18 protein-coding genes are annotated in these 25,346 nt (G+C 60.5%); 8 read left to right on the top strand and 10 right to left on the bottom strand.

Annotated features, from left to right (window positions below; translation table 11 throughout):
• Nucleotides 1-52 precede the first annotated feature (52 nt).
• Both BM132_RS23695 and BM132_RS23690 read left to right on the top strand, forming a co-directional pair.
• Nucleotides 53-649 (top strand): PilZ domain-containing protein, encoded by a 597-nt coding sequence (locus BM132_RS23695; protein WP_092459107.1) that lies wholly within the window; start codon nt 53-55, stop codon nt 647-649.
• On the top strand, nt 646-1,368 hold the full coding sequence (locus tag BM132_RS23690; RefSeq protein WP_092403237.1) for a glycerophosphodiester phosphodiesterase: 723 nt from the start codon (nt 646-648) through the stop codon (nt 1,366-1,368). Before BM132_RS23695 ends, BM132_RS23690 begins: the two co-directional genes overlap by 4 nt.
• A 42-nt stretch (nt 1,369-1,410) precedes the next feature.
• On the opposite strand, the gene sthA is transcribed toward BM132_RS23690, so the two are convergent.
• Both sthA and BM132_RS23680 read right to left on the bottom strand, forming a co-directional pair.
• Nucleotides 1,411-2,805, bottom strand: a complete 1,395-nt coding sequence (gene sthA / locus BM132_RS23685) for a Si-specific NAD(P)(+) transhydrogenase (protein WP_047227219.1) — start codon at nt 2,803-2,805, stop codon at nt 1,411-1,413.
• Between the two features lie 211 nt (nt 2,806-3,016).
• Nucleotides 3,017-4,066, bottom strand: a complete 1,050-nt coding sequence (locus tag BM132_RS23680) for an FAD:protein FMN transferase (protein ID WP_371264154.1) — start codon at nt 4,064-4,066, stop codon at nt 3,017-3,019.
• Between the two features lie 195 nt (nt 4,067-4,261).
• Between BM132_RS23680 and BM132_RS23675 the strand changes: the two genes are divergently transcribed.
• Complete coding sequence (locus BM132_RS23675) at nt 4,262-5,560, top strand: MFS transporter (protein WP_092459103.1); 1,299 nt, start codon at nt 4,262-4,264, stop codon at nt 5,558-5,560.
• Nucleotides 5,561-5,743: 183 nt separating this feature from the next.
• Here BM132_RS23675 and BM132_RS23670 read toward each other — a convergent pair whose 3' ends face one another.
• Nucleotides 5,744-7,207, bottom strand: a complete 1,464-nt coding sequence (locus BM132_RS23670) for a glyceraldehyde-3-phosphate dehydrogenase (RefSeq protein ID WP_092403136.1) — start codon at nt 7,205-7,207, stop codon at nt 5,744-5,746.
• Nucleotides 7,208-7,375: 168 nt separating this feature from the next.
• Here BM132_RS23670 and mfd point away from each other — a divergent pair, with 168 nt between their 5' ends.
• From mfd to BM132_RS23655, 3 genes are read left to right on the top strand one after another with little or no spacing between them, the layout of a single operon-like run.
• Complete coding sequence (mfd, locus tag BM132_RS23665) at nt 7,376-10,825, top strand: transcription-repair coupling factor (RefSeq protein ID WP_092459101.1); 3,450 nt, start codon at nt 7,376-7,378, stop codon at nt 10,823-10,825.
• A 10-nt stretch (nt 10,826-10,835) separates the two neighbouring features.
• Nucleotides 10,836-11,402, top strand: coding sequence for a CsiV family protein (locus BM132_RS23660; RefSeq protein WP_092459099.1), 567 nt, complete (start codon nt 10,836-10,838; stop codon nt 11,400-11,402).
• A gap of 11 nt (nt 11,403-11,413) precedes the next feature.
• Nucleotides 11,414-14,107 carry a DEAD/DEAH box helicase gene (locus tag BM132_RS23655; protein WP_092403130.1) on the top strand — a complete coding sequence of 898 codons (2,694 nt, stop codon included), beginning with the start codon at nt 11,414-11,416 and terminating at the stop codon, nt 14,105-14,107.
• 154 nt (nt 14,108-14,261) lie between these two features.
• Here the strand turns inward: BM132_RS23655 and BM132_RS23650 are convergent, their stop codons facing one another.
• The 4 genes from BM132_RS23650 to BM132_RS23635 all read right to left on the bottom strand — a co-directional run bounded on the left by BM132_RS23650 (nt 14,262) and on the right by BM132_RS23635 (nt 20,316).
• A complete protein-coding gene (locus BM132_RS23650) occupies nt 14,262-17,555 on the bottom strand; it encodes a DEAD/DEAH box helicase (RefSeq protein ID WP_092459097.1) in 3,294 nt (1,097 codons plus the stop codon).
• Between the two features lie 119 nt (nt 17,556-17,674).
• Nucleotides 17,675-18,415 (bottom strand): S-methyl-5'-thioinosine phosphorylase, encoded by a 741-nt coding sequence (locus tag BM132_RS23645; RefSeq protein ID WP_092459095.1) that lies wholly within the window; start codon nt 18,413-18,415, stop codon nt 17,675-17,677.
• 11 nt (nt 18,416-18,426) lie between these two features.
• Nucleotides 18,427-19,425: a beta-N-acetylhexosaminidase gene (gene nagZ, locus BM132_RS23640; RefSeq protein ID WP_177193397.1), complete on the bottom strand. Its 999-nt coding sequence runs from the start codon at nt 19,423-19,425 to the stop codon at nt 18,427-18,429.
• A gap of 183 nt (nt 19,426-19,608) precedes the next feature.
• Nucleotides 19,609-20,316 carry a TetR/AcrR family transcriptional regulator gene (locus tag BM132_RS23635; protein WP_092403122.1) on the bottom strand — a complete coding sequence of 236 codons (708 nt, stop codon included), beginning with the start codon at nt 20,314-20,316 and terminating at the stop codon, nt 19,609-19,611.
• Between the two features lie 240 nt (nt 20,317-20,556).
• Between BM132_RS23635 and lexA the strand changes: the two genes are divergently transcribed.
• Together lexA and sulA are read left to right on the top strand one after the other, a co-directional pair.
• Nucleotides 20,557-21,165, top strand: coding sequence for a transcriptional repressor LexA (gene lexA / locus BM132_RS23630; RefSeq protein ID WP_092403120.1), 609 nt, complete (start codon nt 20,557-20,559; stop codon nt 21,163-21,165).
• A 10-nt stretch (nt 21,166-21,175) separates the two neighbouring features.
• Nucleotides 21,176-21,649, top strand: coding sequence for an SOS-induced cell division inhibitor SulA (gene sulA / locus BM132_RS23625; RefSeq protein WP_047227209.1), 474 nt, complete (start codon nt 21,176-21,178; stop codon nt 21,647-21,649).
• 70 nt (nt 21,650-21,719) lie between these two features.
• Here sulA and BM132_RS23620 read toward each other — a convergent pair whose 3' ends face one another.
• From BM132_RS23620 to topA, 3 genes are all read right to left on the bottom strand, one after another.
• The gene (locus tag BM132_RS23620; RefSeq protein ID WP_047227208.1) at nt 21,720-21,953 is read right to left on the bottom strand and encodes a hypothetical protein; all 234 of its coding nucleotides are present in this window, start codon (nt 21,951-21,953) and stop codon (nt 21,720-21,722) included.
• 106 nt (nt 21,954-22,059) lie between these two features.
• A complete protein-coding gene (locus BM132_RS23615) occupies nt 22,060-22,584 on the bottom strand; it encodes a DUF6586 family protein (RefSeq protein WP_092403118.1) in 525 nt (174 codons plus the stop codon).
• Between the two features lie 143 nt (nt 22,585-22,727).
• The gene (topA, locus tag BM132_RS23610; protein WP_092459093.1) at nt 22,728-25,340 is read right to left on the bottom strand and encodes a type I DNA topoisomerase; all 2,613 of its coding nucleotides are present in this window, start codon (nt 25,338-25,340) and stop codon (nt 22,728-22,730) included.
• Between the last annotated feature and the right edge of the window lie 6 nt (nt 25,341-25,346).

Here is a 25,346-nt window from a genome sequence, read left to right as displayed (position 1 = left end):
GGGTCACAAACCAGCTTTACACTCAGACCACCGCCGCTACCATGGGTTCGCCATGTCGACATTAGATGAAGAAGATCGCCGCGAATACTACCGTATCGAGGACACGATCGCACTGGAAATTCGGCCCCTCTCCATTCCTGAAGCTGCTGGCCAGGAAGTGTTGCAGGATGCTTCTCCACTGTTCAATCTGCTCAGCGAGTTGCACCTGAGCGAATTCGAATCGCAACACCTGCTGCGCCAGATCAACGAGCGCGAACGCAGCATCGCGGCTTACCTCAAAGCGATGAACAAACGCATCGACCTGCTCAGTCAGGTCATTGCCCTGACCGCGCTCGGCGAAATCGGCGAGCCGCAGCCGGTGATCATTTCCGAAGGGGGTATCGACTTCCAATACCCCACCCCCATTGCCGTCGGCGCGCATCTGTCGATCAAGATGGTGCTGATGCCCCAGGCTCTGGGGCTGTTGCTGCGGGCCCGGGTGACTCATTGCGACCCCAAGGGCGATGGCTACGACGTGGGCACCGAGTTCGAACGCCCCACCGACGCCCAGCGCCAGTTGCTGGCCCGCTACATCCTGCAAAAACAGGCGCAAGAGCGGCGCCTGGCGCGCGAACTGAACGAATCCGGCACCAATAAGGAAGAACCGTGACCCTCATTTATGGCCACCGCGGCGCCAAGGGCGAAGCGCCAGAAAATACCCTGACCGGTTTCCAGGAGTGCCTCAAGCACGGCGTGCGCCGATGCGAGTTGGACCTGCACCTGTCCATGGACGGCGAGTTGATGGTGATCCACGACCCGACCCTCAAGCGCACCACCGATCGCCGGGGCAAGGTCGTGGAGCATTCGGCCGCCGAGCTGGTGACCTACGATGCGCGCAAGGGTGGCCCAGGCTGGATCAAGCCGTGCCCGATCCCACGCCTGGAGGAGTTGTTCGAAAAATGTGATTTCGAGCATTGGCAACTGGAGGTCAAGAGTGCCTCACGCACCCGCGCCGCTGCCACCGTGCTGGGGATCCGCGAAATGGCCCAGCGTTTCGGGTTGCTGGACAAAATCACCATCACCTCCAGCTCCCGGGAAGTGCTCAAGGCTGCCCTGGACCTCACCCCGGACATCGCCCGCGGACTGGTGGCCGAATACGCCTGGCTCGACCCGCTGAAGGTCGCCCAGAGTTACGGTTGCCAGATTCTGGCCCTCAACTGGACGCTGTGTACGCCGGAACGCCTGATCAAGGCCCAGCGTCAGGGGTTGCATGTATCAGTGTGGACCGTCAACGAACCCGCGCTGATGCGCAGGCTCGCCGACTTCGGCGTTGACAGCCTGATTACAGACTTTCCCGGTTTGGCCACTGCCACCCTCGAGAATTGCTGAAATCGGTCTCCCCGGCCGGCTCAGGCCACCGGCCGGAGCCGCTCAAAAAAGCCGGTTGAGCCCGTCATAGGCCGCTACCCGATAGGCTTCGGCCATGGTCGGGTAGTTGAAGGTCGTGTTGACGAAGTATTTCAGCGTGTTCAGCTCGCCCGGCTGGTTCATGATCGCCTGGCCGATGTGAACGATCTCCGACGCCTGATAACCGAAGCAGTGCACGCCCAGCACTTCCAGCGTCTCACGGTGGAAGAGGATCTTCAGCATGCCCTGCGGCTCTCCGGCGATCTGCGCCCGCGCCATGCTCTTGAAGAAGGCCTTGCCCACTTCATAGGGCACCTTGGCCTGGGTCAGCTCCTGCTCGTTCTTGCCGATCGAGCTGATCTCCGGAATGGTGTAGATGCCGGTCGGTACGTCGTTGACGAAGCGCCAGCTCCCGTTGTCGACAATGCTGCCGGCCGCTGAACGGCCCTGGTCATGGGCGGCGCTGGCCAGGCTCGGCCAACCGATCACGTCACCGGCGCCGTAGATGTTCGTCACACAGGTGCGGTAGTTCTCGTCAACTTCGATCTGGCCACGGCTGTTGACCTTCACGCCGATGTTTTCCAGGCCCAGAGTGTCGGTGTTGCCGGTACGGCCGTTGCACCAGAGCAAGGCGTCGGCCTTGATTTTCTTGCCGGACTTGAGGTGCAGGATCACGCCGTTGTCCACGCCTTCGACGCGGTCGTAGTCTTCGTTGTGGCGCACGGTGATGTTGTTGTTGCTGAAGTGATAGCTCAGGGCCTGGGAGATTTCCGAGTCCAGGAAGCTCAGCAACTGGCCGCGGTTATCCACCAGCTCCACCAGCACACCGAGGCCGCTGAAGATCGAGGCGTATTCGCAACCGATCACCCCGGCGCCGTAGACAATCAGCTTACGAGGGGTATGGCCCAGGCTCAGGATCGTGTCGCTATCGTAGATACGTGCGTGGTTGAAATCGATATCGGCCGGACGATACGGGCGCGAGCCGGTGGCGATGATGATGTGCTTGGCTACCAGCTTTTCGACCACGCCATTGCCGCACACCACTTCAACAGTCTGCTCGTCGGCAAAGCTGCCGGTGCCGAAGAACACATCGACCCGGTTGCGGGCGTAGTAACCGGTGCGCGAGGCAACTTGCTTGGAGATCACCTTCTCGGCGCTCTTGAGCACGTCCGGGAAGGAGAACCAACGCGGCTCGCCGATGGCGCGGAACATCGGGTTGGTGTTGAACTGCATGATCTGCCGGACCGAGTGACGCAAGGCCTTGGACGGGATGGTGCCCAAGTGGGTGCAGTTGCCACCGACCTGCCGACGGCTGTCGACCATCGCGACCTTGCGCCCTGCCTTGGCGGCGTTCATTGCCGCGCCTTCTCCCGCCGGGCCGGAACCCAATACCACCACGTCGTAGTTGTAGACAGCCATGCGTACTCCTCAGAACAGGCCGCGACGCCACACTTGGCACCACGGCTAAATCATGCCGGCCAGCGACATGAAGGAACAATTTTCAGGCCGGTTCACGAGCCCGGCCACAGTCTATAGAAGCGTCAACGCCGCGCACATTACCCCTTGGTCGCGTCGTAGGCTAGTTTTGCCTGCGCTATTTCGCCACAGGTATGCTTTCACAGCGCTGTCATCATTGGGTTTTTCCGCGACTGATCCGTTCAAACTCATCATTGGTACGAGTCACAAAACGATTGCCATCGCGCAATACGAAAAATACCCCGATGCCATGCTTCCGGGCATAGTCCCAACCCCGTTCGGGACCGAGAATCAGCAACAGCGTCGACAGTCCATCGGCCATCAACGCCGAAGGATGAATCACCGTGACTGACGCCAGGTTGTGTAGGACCGGTGCACCGGTACGTGCATCAAAGGTGTGGGAGTATCGCGCCCCGTCCTGTTCGAAATAACGCCGATAGTCACCGGACGTCGAGACTGCGTAGCCGTTGACTTCGATGACACGCTCAGCCACTTGCCGGTCATCCCGAGGCTCCTCCAGGGCAATGCGCCAGGCCGAGCCGTCGGGTTTACGCCCGGCAGCCTTGAGTTCACCGGTGGCTTCGGCCAGGTAACTGTCGATGCCCAGGGCCTGGAGTCTGGCGGCGATCCGGTCGACGGCATAGCCCGCAGCGATGCTGTTGAAGTCGACCTCCACCGCGGCGTCCTTGCACAGCCGGTCGCCGTCGATGCGCAAATGACCCTGCCCGACGCGCTGGCGCACCTGGACCAAGGCTTCCGTGGTCGGCACTTTCTCTTCTCGGGACTGAGGACCGAAACCCCACAGGTTCAGCAGCGGTTCCACCGTCAGGTCAAAAGAACCGTCGCTTTGGGCTGACAACTGCTCACCCACACCGATCAGTTCGAGTACCGGACCGGGCATGACCAGGCAGCTATCAGCAGGCAGCGCGTTGAAACGCTCGATGTCCGAATCGCTGCGATAGGTCGAGAATTGCCGATCCACTTCGGCAAGGACGTTTTCCACCTCGGCCTGCACCGCTTTCGGACCGGGCGTGGCGGAATGCCTGACGTATTGAATGGAATAATGACTGCCCATGGTCGGGCCATCGAAGCGCTCCAGGCGCTCGCCATTGCCGCAGCCGGCCAGAACCCCGACCAACACCACAAGCCCCAGCCACCGTCCAGTTAACAAATCTTCATCCCCCCTCAAAACCGCGCCGGCCATTATGGGCTTCAGCGCGTGCATGCGCGAACCTGTGGGAGCAGACCTGTGGGAGCAAAGCTTGCTCGCGATGCATGCGACACGGTCCAGCTACAAGGCTGCGTTTTCGTTCATCGCGAGCAAGCTTTGCTCCCACAGGCAGCCCCCCCCACAGCGTGCAGCGCCTCCATACAAGATTGTCAGAGTGAGTACCGACCCATGTCTTCCACCACGAGCAACGGCAAGGCGATTTTTCGCGTTGTCAGCGGCAACTTCCTGGAGATGTTCGACTTCATGGTCTACGGCTTCTACGCCACGGCCATCGCCAAGACGTTCTTCCCCACCGACAGTGCTTTCGCCTCGCTGATGCTGTCCCTGGCCACATTTGGCGCCGGATTCTTGATGCGCCCGTTGGGGGCGATTTTTCTCGGGGCCTACATCGACCGGCACGGCCGCCGCAAAGGTTTGATCATCACCTTGGCGATGATGGCCGCCGGCACGGTGCTTATCGCCTGTGTGCCGGGTTACGCCACTCTCGGCGTGGCGGCACCGCTGCTGGTGCTGCTGGGGCGATTGCTGCAGGGCTTTTCCGCCGGTGTTGAGCTCGGTGGTGTGTCGGTGTACCTGGCGGAAATTTCCACGCCGGGACGCAAGGGTTTCTTTGTCAGTTGGCAATCCGCCAGTCAACAGGCGGCCGTCGTGTTTGCCGGCCTGCTGGGCGTTGGCCTCAATCACTGGCTGAGTCCCCAGGAGATGGGCGAATGGGGCTGGCGCGTGCCGTTCCTGGTGGGTTGCATGATTGTGCCGGTGATATTCGTGATCCGTCGCTCACTGGAAGAAACACCTGAGTTCCAGGCGAGAAAACATCGCCCTACCCTATCGGAAATCATCCGTTCCATCGGTCAGAATTTCGGCATCGTCCTGGCGGGCATGGCGCTGGTGGTGATGACCACGGTGTCGTTTTACCTGATCACGGCGTACACCCCGACCTTCGGTAAAGCCGAATTGAACCTGTCGGACCTGGATGCGTTGCTGGTCACGGTATGCATCGGACTATCGAACTTCTTCTGGCTGCCGGTGATGGGCGCATTTTCCGACAAGATCGGACGCAAGCCCTTGCTACTGGGTGCGACTATTCTGGCGATTCTCACGGCATATCCGGCGCTGTCCTGGCTGGTGGCGAACCCCAGCTTCAGTCATTTGCTGATCGTGGAATTGTGGTTGTCATTCCTGTATGGATCGTACAACGGCGCCATGGTCGTCGCCTTGACGGAAATCATGCCGCTCGAAGTGCGCACCACCGGCTTCTCCCTGGCCTACAGTCTGGCAACCGCGACCTTCGGCGGGTTTACCCCAGCGGCCTGCACTTATCTGATCCATGTGCTGGGCAACAAGGCCGCACCGGGGATCTGGCTCAGTGGCGCGGCAGTGCTGGGGTTAATTGCCACCCTGGTGTTGTTCAAGGGTAATCGCCATGAACTGCGGACTGCGCAGGCCTCGATGGTGAGCGGCGCCTGATGGATCGCCTTCGTCGGATCGCCGCCCGGAGCAGGCCCGCTCCCACATTGGACGCATGCATCACCAGCACCCCGTTCAACTGTGGGAGCGAGCCTGCTCGCGATGAGGCCAGTCCCCACAACACAAAACCCCAGACAAAAAAACGCCCCGACAAGTCGGGGCGTTTTCATCTGCGGCTAAGGCTTAGCGCGGAAATGCTGGCGGGTTTACACCGGCCATGTCTTCCATCACGCGAACCACCTGGCAGCTGTAACCGAACTCGTTGTCGTACCAAACGTACAGCACAACGCGGTTGTCCTGAACGATGGTCGCTTCAGCGTCGACCACACCGGCATGGCGCGAGCCAACGAAGTCGGTGGACACCACTTCCTGGGAATTGACGAAATCGATCTGCTTGTGCAGGTCGGAGTGCAGCGCCATGTAGCGCAGGTACTCGTTCATTTCTTCACGGGTGGCAGCCTTCTCAAGGTTCAGGTTGAGGATGGCCATCGACACGTTCGGCGTCGGTACACGGATCGCGTTGCCGGTCAGCTTGCCGGCCAGCTCAGGCAAAGCCTTGGCTGCGGCGGTGGCGGCACCGGTCTCGGTGATCACCATGTTCAGCGCGGCGCTACGGCCACGACGGTCGCCCTTGTGGAAGTTGTCGATCAGGTTCTGGTCGTTGGTGTACGAGTGAACGGTTTCGACGTGACCGTTGATGATGCCGAACTTGTCGTTCACCGCCTTGAGCACCGGCACGATGGCGTTGGTGGTGCAGGAAGCGGCGGAGACGATCTTGTCGTCAGCGGTGATTTCGCCGTGGTTGATGCCGTGAACGATGTTCTTGAGCTTGCCCTTGCCAGGTGCGGTCAGAACGACGCGGTCGATACCCGGGCAGGCCAGGTGCTGGCCCAGACCGTCGGCGTCACGCCAGACACCGGTGTTGTCCACCAGCAGTGCGTCCTTGATGCCGTACTGGGTGTAGTCCACCTCGGTCGGGCTCTTCGCGTAGATCACCTGGATCAGGTTGCCGTTGGCGAGAATGGTGTTGTTTTCTTCATCGATGATGATGGTGCCGTTGAACGAACCATGGACCGAATCACGACGCAACAGGCTGGCGCGCTTGGTCAGGTCGTTCTCGGCGCCTTTGCGCACCACGATGGCCCGCAGGCGCAGGCCGTCGCCGCCACCGGTTTTTTCGATCAGGATGCGCGCCAGCAGACGGCCGATACGACCGAAGCCGTACAGGACCACGTCAGTGCCCTTGCGAGGCGAAGCGTTCTGCTGGCCAACCACATCAGCCATCTCTTCACGAACGAACTGCTCGGCGCTACGGCCATTGCCTTCGTTACGGAATTTGAACGCCAACTTGCCCAGGTCCACCGAAGCCGCGCCGAGCTTGAGCTCGCTCATGGCCTTGAGCAGCGGGAATGTTTCGTGGACGGAGAGTTCGCTGTCGTCGGAAGAACGGTGGCGAGCAAAGCGATGAGCCTTGAGAATCGCGATGACAGACTGGTTGATCAGGCTGCGGCCATAGATCGAGCTCACCACGTTGTTATTGCGGTAGAGCTGACCGATGAGAGGGATCATCGCTTCTGCGAGTGCTTCACGATCGATCCATTCACCAAGACACTGGTCGGGCTTCTGAGTCACGGGAACCTTCCACATGTAGGGGCTGAAAAAAGGGGCTACATTATGCCGCCGAGTCTTCGGCGGAGCAATGCGCGCCTGTCGCACCGTGGTTTTCCTGTTCGCCAGGGTAGTCTGCGACTGACAGCCGCCCCCTTCCCCCGCTACAATTGCCGACTTTGTCGCAACGCTGGAGCTCAACCTTCCGTGCCCGTTCTGCGTCTCCCGCTTCTCCCTGCCGCGGCAGGTAAACAGCACTGGGGCAACCTGCCCGGTGCCGCCCTGAGCCTGGCCATCGCCGAGGCTGCCAGCGCTGCAAAGCGCTTTACCCTGCTGCTGACCGCCGACAGCCAAAGCGCCGAGCGGCTCGAACAGGAACTGAGTTTCTTCGCCCCGGATTTGCCCGTGCTGCATTTCCCGGACTGGGAAACCCTGCCCTACGATCTGTTTTCGCCCCACCAGGACATCGTTTCCCAGCGAATCGCCAGCCTTTATCGGTTGCCGGAGCTCAGTCATGGCGTTTTGGTAGTGCCGATCACCACGGCCCTACATCGCCTGGCACCGACCCAGTTTTTGCTGGGCAGCAGCCTGGTGCTGGACATCGGCCAGAAGCTCGACGTCGAGCAAATGCGCAGCCGTCTTGAAGCCAGTGGCTATCGTTGCGTCGATACGGTGTATGAGCACGGCGAGTTCGCGGTGCGCGGCGCGCTGATCGATCTGTTCCCAATGGGCAGCAAGTTGCCTTACCGCATCGACCTGTTCGATGACGAAATCGAAACCCTGCGCACCTTCGATCCGGAAAACCAACGCTCCATCGACAAAGTACAGTCGGTGCGCCTGCTGCCGGCCAAGGAATTCCCGCTGCAAAAAGACGCCGTGACCCGCTTCAAGGCGCGCTTTCGCGAACGCTTCGATGTGGATTTCCGTCGCTGCCCGATCTTCCAGGACCTGAGCAGCGGGATCACTCCCGCCGGTATCGAGTACTACCTGCCGCTGTTTTTCGAAGAAACCTCCACCCTGTTCGATTACCTGCCCCAGGACACCCAGGTGTTTTCCCTGCCCGGCATCGAGCAGGCGGCGGAGAACTTCTGGAACGATGTGCGCAATCGCTACGAAGAGCGCCGCGTCGACCCTTCCCGCCCGTTATTGCCCCCGGCCGAGCTGTTCCTGCCGGTGGAAGACTGTTTTGCCCGACTCAAGAGCTGGCCACGCGTGGTGGCAAGCCAGCAGGACGTGGAAACCGGCGTCGGCCGCGAACGCTTCCCGGCCAAGGCCTTGCCGGACCTGGCGATCGAAGCCAAGGCCACGCAGCCACTGGCGGCCCTGGCCGGTTTTCTCGAGGGTTTCCCCGGCCGCGTGCTGTTCACCGCCGAATCCGCCGGTCGTCGCGAAGTGCTGCTGGAGCTGCTTGAACGCCTGAAGCTGAGACCGAAAACCGTCGATAGCTGGCCGGACTTCGTCGCCGGCAAAGATCGCCTGGCGATTATCATCGCGCCGCTGAATGATGGCCTTGTCCTGGAAGACCCGGCCCTGGCGCTGGTGGCCGAAAGCCCATTGTTCGGCCAACGCGTCATGCAGCGTCGTCGTCGCGAGAAACGCGCCGACGCCGCCAACGACGCCGTCATCAAGAACCTCACCGAGCTGCGCGAAGGCGCGCCAGTGGTGCACATCGACCACGGTGTAGGCCGCTATCTGGGCCTGGCGACCCTGGAAATCGACAACCAGGCCGCCGAATTCCTCACCCTGGAATACGCCGAGGGCGCCAAACTCTACGTGCCGGTGGCTAACCTACACCTGATCGCCCGCTACACCGGTAGCGACGACGCCCTCGCGCCGCTGCATCGCCTGGGTTCGGAAACCTGGCAGAAGGCCAAGCGCAAGGCCGCCGAACAGGTGCGCGATGTCGCCGCCGAGTTGCTGGACATCTATGCCCGTCGCGCCGCCCGCGAGGGGTATGCCTTCGCCGACCCGAAAGCCGACTACGAAACCTTCAGCGCCGGTTTCCCCTTCGAGGAAACCGTCGACCAGCAGACCACCATCGAAGCCGTGCGCGCCGACATGCTCGCGCCCAAGCCGATGGACCGGCTGGTGTGCGGCGATGTGGGCTTTGGCAAGACCGAAGTGGCGATGCGCGCCGCGTTCATTGCCGTGCACGGCGGTAAACAGGTGGCAATCCTGGTGCCCACCACCCTGCTCGCCCAGCAGCACTACAACAGTTTCCGCGACCGCTTCGCCGACTGGCCGGTGACCGTGGAGGTGATGAGCCGCTTCAAGTCCACCAAGGAAGTGAACGCTGCGGTGGCCGACCTGGCCGAGGGCAAGATCGACATCGTCATCGGTACGCACAAACTGCTGCAGGACGATGTGAAGATCAAAAACCTGGGGCTGGTGATCATCGACGAAGAGCACCGCTTTGGCGTGCGCCAGAAAGAACAGCTCAAGGCCCTGCGCAGCGAGGTCGACATCCTGACCCTGACGGCCACACCGATTCCGCGCACGCTGAACATGGCAGTGTCGGGCATGCGTGACCTGTCGATCATCGCCACGCCGCCGGCCCGGCGCCTGTCGGTGCGCACCTTCGTCATGGAGCAGAACAAAAGCACGATCAAGGAAGCCCTGCTGCGCGAGCTGCTGCGTGGCGGCCAGGTCTATTACCTGCACAACGATGTCAAGACCATCGAGAAATGCGCCGCCGACCTGGCCGAGCTGGTGCCGGAAGCCCGCATCGGTATCGGCCACGGGCAGATGCGCGAACGTGAACTCGAACAGGTGATGAGCGATTTCTACCACAAGCGCTTCAACGTGCTGATCGCCTCGACCATCATCGAGACCGGCATCGACGTGCCGAGCGCCAACACCATCATCATCGAGCGCGCCGACAAATTCGGCCTGGCCCAGTTGCACCAGTTGCGCGGTCGGGTCGGTCGTAGCCACCACCAGGCCTACGCTTACCTGCTGACGCCGCCGCGCCAGCAGATCACCCCGGACGCGGAGAAGCGCCTGGAGGCCATCGCCAACACCCAGGACCTGGGCGCCGGTTTCGTGCTGGCCACCAACGACCTGGAAATCCGGGGTGCAGGCGAGTTGCTGGGCGACGGCCAGAGCGGCCAGATCCAGGCCGTGGGCTTCACCCTGTACATGGAAATGCTCGAACGGGCGGTCAAGTCGATCCGCAAGGGTGAGCAACCGAACCTCGACCAACCGTTGGGCGGCGGGCCGGAAATCAATCTGCGGGTGCCGGCGCTGATCCCGGAAGACTACCTGCCGGATGTCCACGCACGGCTGATTCTCTACAAACGCATCGCCTCGGCCACCGACGAAGAAGGCCTCAAGGACCTGCAAGTGGAGATGATCGACCGCTTCGGCCTGCTGCCGGAGCCCACCAAGAACCTGGTGCGTACCACCTGGCTCAAGCTCAAGGCCGAACAACTGGGCATCAAGAAAGTCGATGGCGGCCCCAATGGCGGTCGTATCGAATTCGAAGCCCAGACGCCGGTCGATCCGCTGGTACTGATCAAGCTGATCCAGGGCCAGCCCAAACGCTACAAGTTCGAAGGTGCCACGATGTTCAAATTCATGGTGCCCATGGAACGCCCGGAAGAGCGTTTCAATACCGTAGAAGCGCTGTTCGAGCGCCTCACTCCGCCCCCTGCTTGAAGGACGCCCCATGCGCCTGTTTCGCTCACTGACCTTGTTGATGACCCTGGTCGCTCCCCTGGCGTTTGCCGACGACCTGTATCAGGTTGAAATGATCCTGATGCGCCAGAACGCCGAACCGGCGATTGTCAGCCGCGCCGCGCCGGAGAACTGGGACGCGGGTGCGCAACGCCTGGACGCGAACAGCCAGCGCACGCCTGCATTGGGTCACGTCGTGGAAAAACTCAACGCCAGCGGCCAGTACACAGTGCTGATGCACAAAGCCTGGCAGCAGAACCTGGGCGAACAGGGCAGCCGAATCGCCGTCAGTGATGGCGCAGAACAGTTCGGCCAGTTCCCCATCGAAGGGACCCTGGAACTGAAACTGGGGCGGTTTACCGATGTGGATGCCGACTTCTGGATCAACCAGATCGACACCAATGGGCTGGTCACTTCCAGCGAACGCCTCAAACAGCAGAGCCATACCAAAAATGGTCAGTTGAATTTCCTCGACAACGGCCACCTCGGCCTGCTGATCAAAATCACCTCGCTGACTGCGCCTGCGCCACGGCAGGCGCCTGACGTCATTCCGGACTGATCGGCGCGCCTATGCCCTCGCCCCTGAGCAAACCCCTGGCACCCTCCTGGGTCAATCGATTCAAGGAACAGAGCCTGGAGCGTGGGCGTCGTTACGCGCTGGAAAACCGCGTCAGGATCGTCGAGGCCGGCGACAGCACCATCACCGCCAGTTGTGAAGGCTCTGGGGGCAACGTTTACCGCCAGACGATTCGCCTGAAAGAGTCAGCCAAAGGCACATTGATTCTGCTCGAAGCCGCCTGTACCTGCCCGGTGCGCATCAACTGCAAACACTGCGCGGCGGTGCTGCTGCAAGTCCAGGAAACCCTGGCCTACCCGGCCGCCGAGAAAGACGCGCAGTTGCTGGAGAAGCTCCAGGCCGTGCTGGAAAACCGCAGCCCCAAGGCCCCGCCGCAAGTGCTGGTGGACAATGTTCAGCCAGTGCCGCGGCTGTGGCTGGCAAGCATCGAGTTCAGCGCTTTCGAGCCGCGCAACGGCAAGATGCAGCGCTATATCCAGCACCGCGCCGCCCTGTCTTTCAGCTACCTGGACGAATACGTCAGCGGCCAGCGCAACACTGACGTACTGATTCGCCAGGACACACAGACGCTGCGGATTAAACGCCAGACGGAAGTCGAGCAGTCCTACCGCGAACAGCTACGCATCCTCGGCTTCAAAATCGCAACCCGCCAAAGCAAGGCCCTGCCCGAAAGCGCCGGTGAGCTGTACGAGATGGTCAACGACAGTGCCTGGCTGACGTTCACCCTCAACGATCTGCCGAAACTGCGTAGCCAGGGCTGGGAGTTGCAGATCGACGAGGATTTCGGTTTCGACCTGACAGCGGTGGACGAATGGTACGCCACAGTCGAAGAGACACCGGAACGGGACTGGTTCGATCTGGAACTGGGGATCATCGTCAACGGTGAGCGATTGAGCCTGCTGCCGATTCTGCTGAACCTGATGCGTTCGCACATCGAGCTGTTCAACCCGGAACGCCTGGCCAGGCGCCGCGATGACGAACTCATCCTGGTCAACTTGCCTAACCGCCCGAACTCCGAGTTCGGCCCGCAGCAAGTGGCCCTGCCCTATGGCCGGCTGAAACCGGTGCTGGCCACCCTGGGCGAGTTTTACCTGCAAGAACCGGGCACCACCAAACTGCGCTTGAACAGCGCAGATGCCCTGCGCCTGAACCCGCTGCAAGACATGCCCCTGCGCTGGGAAGGCGGCGAGCACATCCGTGGCCTGGCCCAGCGCCTGCGGGACATCAAGGACTACACCAGCACGGCGCCAGAAGGCCTGAACGCCACACTGCGGCCTTATCAGCTCGAAGGGTTGAGCTGGATGCAATCGCTGCGGCAACTGGAAGTGGGCGGCATCCTCGCGGACGATATGGGCCTGGGCAAAACCCTGCAAACCCTGGCGCACATCCTCAGCGAAAAAAACGCCGGGCGCCTCGACCGCCCTTGCATGGTGGTCATGCCCACCAGCCTGATCCCCAACTGGCTCGACGAGGCCGCCCACTTCACCCCGCAACTCAAGGTGTTGGCCTTGTACGGTGCCGGGCGCAAGAAGCATTTTGACCGGCTGGCCGATTACGACCTGGTCCTCACCACTTATGCGCTGCTGCCCAAGGATGTCGAGCGCCTGGCGGCGCAGCCGTTGCATGTGCTGATCCTCGATGAAGCCCAGTACATCAAGAACCCGAACAGCAAAGCCGCCCAGGCCGCCCGCGAACTCAACGCGAGGCAGCGGCTGTGTCTGTCCGGTACGCCTCTGGAAAACCACCTGGGCGAATTGTGGTCGCTGTTTCACTTCCTGCTCCCGGGCTGGCTCGGGGACGTCAAGAGCTTCAACCGCGACTACCGCGTGCCGATTGAAAAGCGCGGCAGCGATGTGCGCCTGCAGCACCTCAACGGTCGGATAAAACCTTTTCTGCTGCGCCGGACCAAGGAGCAAGTGGCGACAGAACTGCCACCCAAGACCGAGATCATCCATTGGGTCGAGCTCAGCGATGCCCAGCGGGATGTCTACGAAACCATGCGCCTGGCCATGGACAAGAAGGTACGCGACGAGATCACCCGCAAAGGCGTGGCTCGCAGCCAGATCATCATTCTCGAGGCACTGCTCAAGCTTCGTCAGGTGTGTTGTGACCTGCGTCTGCTCAACGATGCCGCCCTGCCCGCCCGGGGCAGCACTTCAGGCAAGCTCGACAGCCTGATGGAGATGCTCGAAGAGCTGTTTGAAGAAGGTCGTCGGGTGCTGCTGTTTTCTCAGTTCACCTCGATGCTGTCGCTGATCGAAGACGAACTGAAGAAACGCGGCGTCGATTACGCCATCCTGACCGGCCAGACCCGGGACCGACGCACGCCCGTCAAAGAATTTCAGAGTGGCAAGCGTCAGATCTTTCTGATCAGCCTGAAGGCCGGCGGCGTGGGCCTGAACCTCACCGAGGCCGACACAGTGATTCACTACGACCCATGGTGGAACCCCGCCACCGAAAACCAGGCGACCGACCGCGCCTATCGCATCGGCCAGGAAAAACCGGTGTTCGTCTACAAACTGATTGCCCGAGGCACGGTTGAAGAGAAGATTCAGCTGCTGCAGAAGGAAAAATCCGACCTCGCAGCCGGCGTATTGGACGGGCGCGTGGCCGGAGACTGGAAACTGCAAAGCGACGATATCGAGGCACTGTTCGCGCCATTGCCGGACAAGCTGGAAAAACGCTGAGCGAACTTATAGGCGCCCGCAGGAGCCCGTAGGAGCTGTCGAGTGCAACGAGGCTGCGATCTTTCCCCTGCCCATAAAATCCAACGCAAAAAGATCAAAAGATCGCAGGCTTCGCCAGCTCCTACGGAGTAAGCGTACTCGCGATGACGGATTATCAGGCCTTGGGCAACGGCGCAAACAGCGCTTCGATATCGCTCTGCTCAAGCCCCAACCCACCCGTCATTCCGCCATCCAGCACACTGCCGGCCAACGCGGCCTTATCCTGCTGAAGCGCCTGCATCTTCTCCTCCACCGTGCCCCGGGCAATCAGCTTGTAAACAAACACGGGCTTGTTCTGACCGATCCGATAAGCCCGGTCGGTCGCCTGATTTTCCACCGCCGGGTTCCACCACGGATCGAAGTGAATCACCGTGTCGGCAGCCGTCAGATTGAGACCCGTACCGCCGGCCTTGAGGCTGATCAGGAACAGCGACACCTTGCCGCTTTGAAAATCCCTCACCGGCGTACGCCGATCCGTGGTGCTGCCGGTCAACAACGAATAGTCAAAACTACGCTTTTGCAGCTCCTCCTCTATCAAGGCCAGCATCGAGGTGAACTGGGAAAACAACAGAATCTTGCGCCCTTCGCTGAGCAGCTCTTCAAGCATCTCCATCAAGCTGACCAACTTGCCGCTGCCGGAACGCAGTGCTTTGGCGGTCTGCGCGGTATTGAGCAACCGCAGATCGCAACAGACCTGACGCAACTTAAGTAACGCATCAAGGATGATGATCTGGCTGCGAGCCACACCACTACGGGCAATTTCGTCACGTACCTTCTTGTCCATGGCCACGCGCACGGTTTCATAAACATCCCGCTGCCCGTCACTGAGGTCGACCCAATGCACGATTTCAGTCTTGGGTGGCAGCTCGGTGGCGACCTGCTCTTTTTTACGCCGCAGTAAAAAAGGTTTTATCCGGGCCGTCAGATGCCGCATGCGCTCGCTGTTGCCGTGTTTTTCAATGGGCGTCCGGTAGTCCCGGTTAAAGCTTTTGCTGTCCCCCAGCCACCCGGGCAACAGGAAATGAAACAGCGACCAGAGTTCACCCAAGTGATTTTCCAGGGGCGTGCCGGACAGGCACAGACGCTGTCGGGCATTGAGTTCGCGGGCAGCCTGGGCGGTCTTGCTGGTGGGGTTCTTGATGTTCTGCGCTTCATCGAGAATCAGCACACTCCAGGCCTGGGGCTTTAACACCTCCAGATCCCGTGGCAACAAGGCATACGTCGTCAATATCAGGTCGTACTGTGTCAGGCTGGCGAAGTCTTTTTGTCGGGCAGCGCCATGAAGCGCTACCACCTTGAGCTGCGGAGTAAACCGTGCCGCCTCGTCGAGCCAGTTGGGAATCAGGCTGGTGGGCATGACGGCGAGCGCCGGGACATCCAGGCGTCCGGCTTGCTTCTCGCACAGCAGATGAGCCAGGGTCTGCAAGGTTTTACCCAGGCCCATGTCATCGCCCAGGATGCCGCCGACCTCCAGCTCACGCAGGGTCTGCATCCAATTGAGCCCTTCGAGCTGGTACGGTCGCAGCATAGCCTTGAGCCCCTCGGGCGCAGGGACATGCACATGAGTTGATTCATGCAATCGCTTTGCGAAAGCGCGCAACCGCTCGCCACCCTGCCACACCAGCGGAACACCTTCCAGCGTGTTAAGCCTGGCCGCATCGAAAGCGCTCAAGCGCAACGAGTCGCCCCGATGCTCCTTCATGTACAACTCGCCGAGGGTCGCCATCAACGGTTTGACCCGCCCATACGGCAACGCGACTTTCACGCCAGGACCGGCCAAGAATTTTCCGCTATTGAGATCAACCAACAACAACTGCTCGTCACTGCGCTGATCGAGAGTTCCCGGGTCCATCATTTCGGGGTTTGAGCGAAGCAGATGAAGCAAAATCGGCAACAGACTGTGGCGCTTGCCATTGACGACAACACCCAACTGTAAATCGAACCACTCCTGGCCAGGAGATTCCTCGATGTCGGCGTATAGCTGCTCCACCGGTTGCAGATCGAAATGAAAGCCGTCTTCCATATCGATTTGCCAATGGGCGGCCCGCAACTGCGGCAGGCCTTTATCCATGAACGCCAACCAGGCGGCGTCATCCGGCATCTGGAACATCTCACCCGCGCTACCCTCCAGTGCAAGGCTTTTGCGGCTGGCTTTTTTGAAACCTGCCTTACGCAGAACATTGCGAAAGGCTTGTTCGACATCCGGCTTACGCCGGATGCGCAACGTCTCGGTCCCGGACAGAACCGATACCTGCGTGGTTTCTTTATCGTCCGCGACATGACCGTCGTAAAGAAAGGTCAACGCCGCACGATGCTCTGGAACCGACTTCCAGTGCCGAAGGTTGAGTTCGCTTCCCAACTTCAGCACCGCCCGCGGCTCAACGTCGTCGATGATGCGCTCGCTCAATTTTTTTGGCGCAGGGATGGGTCGGTCGACAGCATTGAGCCGATGGCTGAAAAGCACAGCCTGGCGCGCGGGTATCTCTGGCGCGAGGCATAAATGGCAGGCCAGTTTGTCGTCCATTTCATAGGTCAGCCGGCCAAGCTCCCTGCGCGATACATCCAGATAATGAAGCGGCTCGAGCGGCAGAATCTTACCCGGAGGTTGATCGGCACTTTGCCACTGAGGCCTGTAGTTGCCGTTGGGTTGCTCAGCCCAGGTGAACTGCGCGGGCTTCTGAGCCCCTGCGCTCAGCGGCTGCGGCGGGTCCAGCTCGAAGTACAAGCGCGAAGACTGCAATGCCAGCGCCAGTACATCGGTGCCATTGCGCCCTTGCAACGGATAGCTGTTCATCTGACCATGAAAATGTTGACTGCTGATCAGCAACCGACCGATCTGCTGGTCAATGTCAGACATGTAGTTCGGCAAACGAATCAGCATGTCGCCAAGCTGATAAAACGCTTTCAGATCCCGTAGGGAACCATCGTTGAGCTGACGGCCCTTGAAGAGCTCCAGCCCCCATCTGCCGGCCTCTGTGCTCTTGAGTTTGTAAAAGAGCCGGACATCGGAGTTATTCGCGGTGGCAGTCGAATCGGAACCTTGCGCAGGAATATGCTCGATCCAGGCTTCAAGATCGCGGCTCAGATGTTCGCTGCCGGAACCGGCTTGCAGGGCTTGCTCATTCCACGTCAGATGGAACATGGCGGCGACACAGTGCTTGCAATCGCCGCCAACCGGGCACGAGCATTCGTAACGAACCTCGTCGTAACCCTGATAACGAATGAGTTTGATCACCTGCTGGTAGACATTAGCCTCAGCCCCCTCGCATTCAGCATGAACCGATCGCCCATCGACTTGCAGTATCCGGACGCGTTCTTCCTCGGCGTAGTCGAACCCACGAGCAAGCGTACGGTGACCGAACGACTCCCCCCACTCAGTCTCAAGAAGCTCTGCAATCGATTTAATCATAGGCTCAGCACTTTAATGGCGGATGACGAAACCGAAAATCGGAGCCTTCCGAGAGCTTTGTACGAATAGCCCTTACCGACAGCAGGAAACCTTTGCATCCGTTTTCACTGCCTGTTCCACTAGCCAGCCTTCAATACCCGCGCCAACGTCGACTTCACCTTCCCCATCCCGTCATGCAGCGCCTGCTCGATTTCCGCCATGGTGATCACGGCCGTGGACTTGCCCGCCGCCGGATTCACCACCAGCGCCAGGCAGGCGTAATCGAGGTCCAGTTCACGCGCCAGCGCCGCTTCCGGCATGCCGGTCATGCCGACGATGTCGCAACCGTCGCGTTCCAGGCGGGCGATTTCGGCCACGGTTTCCAGGCGCGGGCCCTGGGTGCAGGCGTAGACGCCATGGCTGCTGTAGCCACAGCCTTCGGCGGCCAGGGCGGCGATCAGTTGCTGGCGCAGCGCCTCGCTGTAGGGGTAGCTGAAATCAATGTGGGTAACCGCCTCCAGGTCATCGGCAAAATAGGTGTGCTGACGGCCGCTGGTGTAATCGATCAATTGGTGAGGCACGCAGAAATGCCCGGTGCCCATCGCGGCGTGAATCCCGCCCACGGCGTTGACCGCCAGGATCGCCTCGGCGCCGGCCTGCTTCAGGGCCCAGAGGTTGGCGCGATAGTTCACCTGATGAGGTGGAAAGCGATGAGGATGGCCGTGACGGGCCAGAAACAGCACTTCGCGCCCGGCGTAGTCACCGATCTGCACCTCTGCCGATGGCGCACCATAGGGCGTTTCTACTGCCAAGGACTGGCGAATGGTCAGACCTTCGAGCTGGGTCAGGCCAGTGCCGCCGATAATTGCGTAAACGGTCATGACAAATGTCCTTAATCGATCAGTTGGGCGGCTTTCAGCGCGCTGATTGCCGTCAGCCAGCGTGGGTCCTGGCGGTACTCGGTGGAGGCGAAGGCCTGCCCGTGCATGCGTGCGATGCGCGCCGATGGTTTGACCTTCAACCGCTGGGCAGCGCTCAAGGCCAGTTCGGCGGCGGCGCGATCGTTGCACACCAGCCCCATGTCACAACCGGCCGACAACGCCGCCTCGATACGACTGGCGGCATCACCCACCACATGAGCACCCGCCATCGACAGATCATCGCTGAAGATCACGCCATCGAACTGCAATTCGCCACGCAGAATGTCCTGCAGCCAACGCCGGGAAAAACCGGCTGGATTGGCATCGACCTGCGGATAAATGACATGGGCCGGCATGACTGCCGCCAGTTGTTTGCTCAGTTTGGCGAACGGAACCAGATCGTGGGCGCGGATCTGTTCAAGGCTGCGCTCATCGTTGGGAATGGCCACATGGGAATCGGCTTCGGCCCAGCCGTGGCCGGGGAAATGCTTGCCGGTGGCGGCCATACCGGCCGCGTTCATGCCCCGAATGAAGGCACCTGCCAGCAGCGCTGCACGCTCGGGGTCGCCTTCGAAGGCACGACTGCCGACCACCGCGCTACGTTGATAATCGAGGTCCAGCACCGGGGCAAAACTCAAATCGAGGCCGACCGCCAGCACTTCAGTGGCCATGATCCAGCCGCACTGCTCGGCCAGGTATTCGGCATTCGGGTTGTCGGCAATCGCCCGCATGGCCGGCAACCGCACAAACCCCTGGCGCAGGCGCTGCACACGCCCGCCTTCCTGATCGACCGCCAGCAGCAGGTCGGGACGGATGGCGCGGATCGAGGCGCTCAGCTCGCGCACCTGACGTGGATGCTCGATATTGCGAGCAAAAATGATCAGGCCACCCACTTCGGGCTGGCGCAACAGGTGGCGATCTTCGGCCGTCAACCAGGTACCGGCGACGTCCACCATCAACGAGCCTTGCAGGCCAGCAGTCATAATATTTCCTTGATAACAATGAACCCGCACAGCGACGCACGCACGACCGCGCCACCGGGCTCCAGACCCGGCAGATCACGGTTATGCAATGAAATATAAAGCGGGTTCGAAACGAGAGTCGGCATGGGCCGCTAGCTTAGCGGATGTAGGCAGCCGCGCCCACCCGTGCACTCAGGCCTTGGCGAGCGCCGGGGCTGATTTGCTGCGCGGGCGCAACTGCGCGGCAGCCATGGCCTCATCGGTAACGCCGCTTTCGGCGCGCATGCCTGCAGCCAGAAATGGCACCATCAGACGCATCACTTGCTCAATCGATGTATTCACACCGAAATCGGTTTCTGCGATGGCCCGCAGCGCCTTGATGCCGGACATGCTGAAGGCAGCAGCGCCGAGCATGAAATGCACGCGCCAGAACAACTCGATCGGCGGAATGCGCGGCGCGGCCTCATTGACCAGAAGCATATAGCGGCGGAAAACCTTGCCGTACATGTCTTCCAGATAACGTCGCAGGTGGCCTTGGCTCTGGCTGAATGCCAGGCCCAGCAAGCGCATGAAAATGGAAAGGTCGTTACCGCTGCGTGGCTGCACGACAAGAGCTTGCTCGACCAGGATCTCCAGTAGCTCTTCCAGGGTTGGCTTGACGTCAGGCTTGGCCTGACGCCGCTCCAGCTCACGATCCAGGCTGACACAGAAAGGCCCTAGGAAACGCGAGAACACTGCCTGGATCAGCGCTTTCTTCGAACCGAAGTGATAATTCACCGCCGCCAGGTTCACCCCGGCCTTGCTGGTGATCAGACGCAATGAGGTTTCAGCGAAACCTTTTTCCGCGAACAATTGCTCGGCAGCATCGAGAATGCGTTCTACGGTTTCCGACTGGGCCATGGCTACTCCGCCTGACAAACACTTGTTTGAAACATACGTTTCAGCCTTGGGGTTGTCAAGCCTGCCGGGACGTTTTGCGAACGCTCGGTCAGATATTTAACCACACCTACGGCCCGCTGTAGCCCATGACGTTTTTGCGGCCCGACCGACCGTCCAGCGGCCTGCGAGAAAAGGAGGATTGCCAAGCCGCGCCCACTGTATATAATCCCAGTCACTGTATAAAAAGACAGAGCGATCAATATGCTAAAGCTGACGCCACGCCAAGCAGAGATTCTGGCCTTCATCAAACGCTGCCTCGAAGACAACGGCTACCCGCCGACCCGCGCGGAAATCGCCCAGGAACTGGGCTTCAAGTCGCCTAACGCGGCTGAAGAGCACCTCAAGGCGCTGGCTCGCAAGGGCGCTATCGAAATGACCCCGGGCGCATCCCGCGGCATTCGTATCCCTGGCTTTGAAGCCAAGGCCGACGAAACCACCCTGCCGATCATCGGCCGGGTAGCAGCAGGCGCTCCGATCCTCGCCGAGCAGCATGTCGAAGAGTCCTGCAACATCAACCCATCGTTCTTCCATCCACGGGCGGACTACCTTCTTCGCGTGCACGGCATGAGCATGAAGGACATCGGCATTTTCGACGGTGACCTTCTTGCGGTCCACACCACTCGCGAAGCCCGCAACGGCCAGATCGTGGTGGCGCGAATCGGTGATGAAGTGACCGTCAAGCGCTTCAAGCGCGACGGTAGCAAGGTCTGGCTGATTGCCGAGAATCCCGAGTTCGCCCCCATCGAAGTCGATCTTAAAGATCAGGATCTGGTCATCGAAGGCTTGAGTGTCGGCGTTATCCGCCGCTAAAGGAGGCTTTATGCAGTTCCCACACACACCACAACACACTCAACTTCCGCTGTTCGAGGCGTTCATGGCCCAACCGCTGGTTCCCGCCCTCAAAGAGGTGATCGAGTCACCTTGGGGCGCCGAGCCCGAGGCCTTCAGCGAACTGTCGTTACGTGGTGCCGCCGGGAACTGCCTGAACCTGCTGGCGCCGATTCTGCGCGAGCTGAGCCAGGACCAGGACGCTCGCTGGCTGACGCTGATCGCACCACCGGCCAGTGTCACCCAGGCCTGGCTGCGAGATGCGGGCTTGAACCGTGAGCGCATCCTGCTGCTACAGCCGCGGGGCACTCAAAGCGCCCAGCAACTGACCTGCGAAGCGTTGCGCCTGGGCCGCAGCCATACGGTGGTCAGCTGGCTCAATCCGTTGACCACGACCGCACGGCAACAGTTGATCAGCGCCGCGCGCACCGGGGACGCACAAAGCCTGAATATTCGATTGGGCTAAAAAACACAGGGCTTCTCCAGGACAGAGAAGCCGGCCAGGAACAGTATCGTCCAAAAGCCGACAGGCGGGATCAATGAAGAACCCGCGGCCCCTCTTCCTTATTGAATTCGCCTTCAACCAGACGACCTGCCATCTGCACGCCCACACTCAACATCGCCTTGGCGACTTCGACGTGCTGGCCTTGCAGGAAGGCCTTGGCGTCTTCGGAGAAGTTCAAGGTAACCAGAGAACCCTCGTCCTCGGCCCTGCGCAGCTCGATGCGGCCATCAGGAAGTTCGACAATTTCTAGAAAGGACGTTGGCATAAAAGTCTGTTCTCCACGAAAGGCGAGGATTATATAGTCATCGGCCAGGCTTCGCTCGGGATCTTGACCAAGCGTTATGGGCGAATATTACGGATTGGGGGAAAACTCAGCACTCGTTCAGCCCTTCACGAAAGCGGATGGCCAGGTTCTTGAGGTTCTGACGCCAGCTTTCCAACTCCTCCCGGCTCAACGCCTGCTCGGGCTCTTCTTCGTCCAGATTGACCGCCATGATCAAAGGCTGAGTCACGTCACCCTTAGGCTTGCGAGGAGCCCGGGGCGGCTCAAACAGTGCCGCGTGTGCCGCCAACAGTTGAGCCAGCCAGGTTTGCGGGTTGTGCGCCAGCTCGACCATTTCGGCCAGTTCCGGAATGGCGATGGTTTCCAACACATCCGGTGTCAACAACAGTTCGGCCCGGGGCGCATTTGCCTGTGGCAGACGGTAGAAACCGGCAATTTCGTGGCAAAGCCCCAACAACGCGCCGTACAGATGAAACAGCGCTGATTCGCGCCCGGCTTGGGTCAGCGCGGGAGAATTCATCGCACGCCCATCCTCTGCCCTGGCGAGCGCTTCGAGCGACAGGCCGGCGAAATAAATTTTCTGATTGGTGCGGGTGTAGAGTTCGTGGGCCATGGCGGCATTCTCCCCAACGAAATAAAAGCTTCACGCAAGGGCGACAGTGTCATGGAACAACCGAGGCCACTGCAAGGCAAAAACAAAAAGGCCGCATGAAAACCTATAGGTTGTCATGCGGCCTTTTGTTTACTTGAGGCTATTCAGCGCTTGTCCTCGACGGTCCATTTGCCGCCGTCGTAGTACGCCTTCCAGCCGGTTGGCTTGCCGTCCACCTCGGTCTGCACGTACTGCTCCTTGGTCTTGCGGCTGTAACGAATAACCGCCGGCCGACCCTCAGGATCCTTCTGCGGAGCTTCGCAGAGGAAATGGTACTTCGGATCGATTTCGTCCTTGTGCGGCACGATCTCCAGCACCAGCGGCGCACGAGTCTCGCGGTTTTTCGGGAACTGGCTGGCCGCCAGGAACAGGCCAGACGCGCCGTCGCGCAGGATGTAGGTGTCGTTGACCTTCTCGCACTTGAGTTCAGGCATCTTCACCGGGTCCATCTTCGGCGGCGCCGCATCACCGCTCTTGAGCAGTTTGCGGGTGTTCTTGCAGGTCGGATTGGTGCAGCCGAAGAACTTGCCGAAACGGCCGGTCTTGAGCTGCATCTCACTGCCACACTTGTCGCATTCAAGGCTCGGGCCTTCATAGCCCTTGATGCGATAGGTGCCCTCTTCGATCTCATAACCGGCGCAATCGGGATTGTTACCGCAGATGTGCAGCTTGCGCTTCTCATCCAACAGATAGGCATCCATCGCCGTGCTGCAGATCGGGCAGCGGTGCTTGCCGCGCAGCACCAGGGATTCCGATTCACCCTCGTCGTCCGCGGCGATTTCGTCACCCGGCACCAGGTTGACGGTCGCCTTGCAGCGCTCCTTGGGAGGCAGACTGTAGCCCGAGCATCCCAGGAACACGCCTGTCGAGGCGGTACGGATCTGCATCGGACGACCACACGTCAGGCATGGGATGTCGGTCATCACAGGCTGGTTGGCCCGCATGCCGTTCTCGGCACTTTCGGCTACTTCGAGTTTTTTCTTGAAATCGCCATAAAACTCGTCGAGGACGTTTTTCCAGTCCCGTTCGCCCTGGGCCACATCGTCGAGGTTCTCTTCCATGCCGGCGGTGAAGCCGTAGTCCATCAGGTTGGAGAAGCTCTCGGACAAACGTTCGGTGACGATGTCTCCCATCTTTTCCGAATAGAACCGACGGTTGTGCAGCGCCACGTAACCGCGGTCCTGGATGGTGGAAATGATCGCCGCGTAGGTCGAAGGACGACCGATGCCACGCTTTTCCATTTCCTTGACCAGACTGGCTTCCGAATAACGGGCCGGCGGCTTGGTGAAGTGCTGGGTCGGATCGAGCTTGATCAGCTTCATCACATCGCCCTGAGCCATGTCTGGCAGGACGTCGTCGTCACCCGGCTTGGTGATTTGCGGCATGACGCGGGTGTAGCCGTCAAACTTCAGGATGCGGCCCTTGGCGCGCAGCTCGAAGTCGCCGGCACCAACGGTGACCGTGGTCGACAGGTATTGCGCCGGCAGCATCTGGCAGGCCAGGAACTGGCGCCAGATCAGCTCGTAGAGGCGCTCGGCATCGCGCTCCATCCCCGACAGCTTGCTTGGCTCGGTGTTGGCATCGGAGGGACGAATCGCTTCGTGAGCCTCTTGTGCGCCCTCCTTGCTGCTGTAGACGTTCGGCGTCTCCGGCAGGTATTTCTTGCCGAACTCGCTTTCTATATAAGTGCGCGCCATTGTCACGGCATCGGCCGAGAGGTTGGTCGAGTCGGTACGCATATACGTGATGTAGCCCGCTTCGTACAAACGCTGGGCCATCATCATGGTTTTCTTCACGCCGAAACCCAGGCGGTTGCTCGCGGCCTGTTGCAACGTGGAGGTGATGAACGGTGCCGACGGCTTGCTGCTGGTCGGCTTGTCTTCACGCTTGACGATGCTGTAGCTGGAAGCCTTGAGCTTCTCCAGCGCAGCCATGGCTTGGGCTTCGTTGAGCGGCTTGAAGGCTTCGCCCTTCTCGCGAGCCACATCGAAGCGCACGGTGGCGCCCTTGGCGGTGCCGAGGTCGGCGTGAACTTCCCAGTACTCTTCAGGGATGAACGCACGGATTTCCCGCTCGCGCTCAACCACCAGCTTCACGGCGACCGACTGCACGCGACCGGCCGACAGGCCACGGGCGATCTTGGCCCATAGCAGCGGCGAGACCATGTAGCCCACCACGCGGTCAAGGAAGCGCCGCGCCTGTTGGGCGTTGACCCGATCGATGTCCAGCTCGCCCGGCTGGGAGAAGGCCTCCTGGATGGCCTTCTTGGTGATTTCGTTGAACACCACGCGCTTGTAGCGGCTGTCATCCCCACCGATGGCTTCGCGCAGGTGCCAGGCAATGGCTTCCCCTTCGCGGTCCAAGTCCGTCGCCAGATAGATGGTGTCGGCATCCTTGGCGAGCCGACGCAGTTCTTCGATGACCTTTTCCTTGCCCGGGAGGATCTCGTACTTGGCTTTCCAGCCGTGTTCCGGATCAACCCCCATGCGTGAGACCAGCTGCTTGCGCGCCTTGTCTTTGGGCGACAGCGCCGGCGCTTCACCGGCAACAGCCTTGCCGCGTTTGGCGGCTGGCTCCTTGCTGGCGCTAGCCGAACCGCTGGTGGGCAGGTCTCGGATATGGCCGATACTCGACTTCACCACGTATTGGTTGCCCAGATACTTGTTGATGGTCTTGGCCTTAGCCGGGGATTCCACAATGACCAGCGATTTGCCCATGGATCA

The organism is Pseudomonas sp. NFACC45 (assembly GCF_900113505.1).
In the GTDB taxonomy this organism is placed as follows: Bacteria; Pseudomonadota; Gammaproteobacteria; order Pseudomonadales; family Pseudomonadaceae; genus Aquipseudomonas; species Aquipseudomonas tehranensis.
Note: the sequence above shows the minus strand (reverse complement) of the source record. Positions and strands in the feature narration are given on the sequence as shown.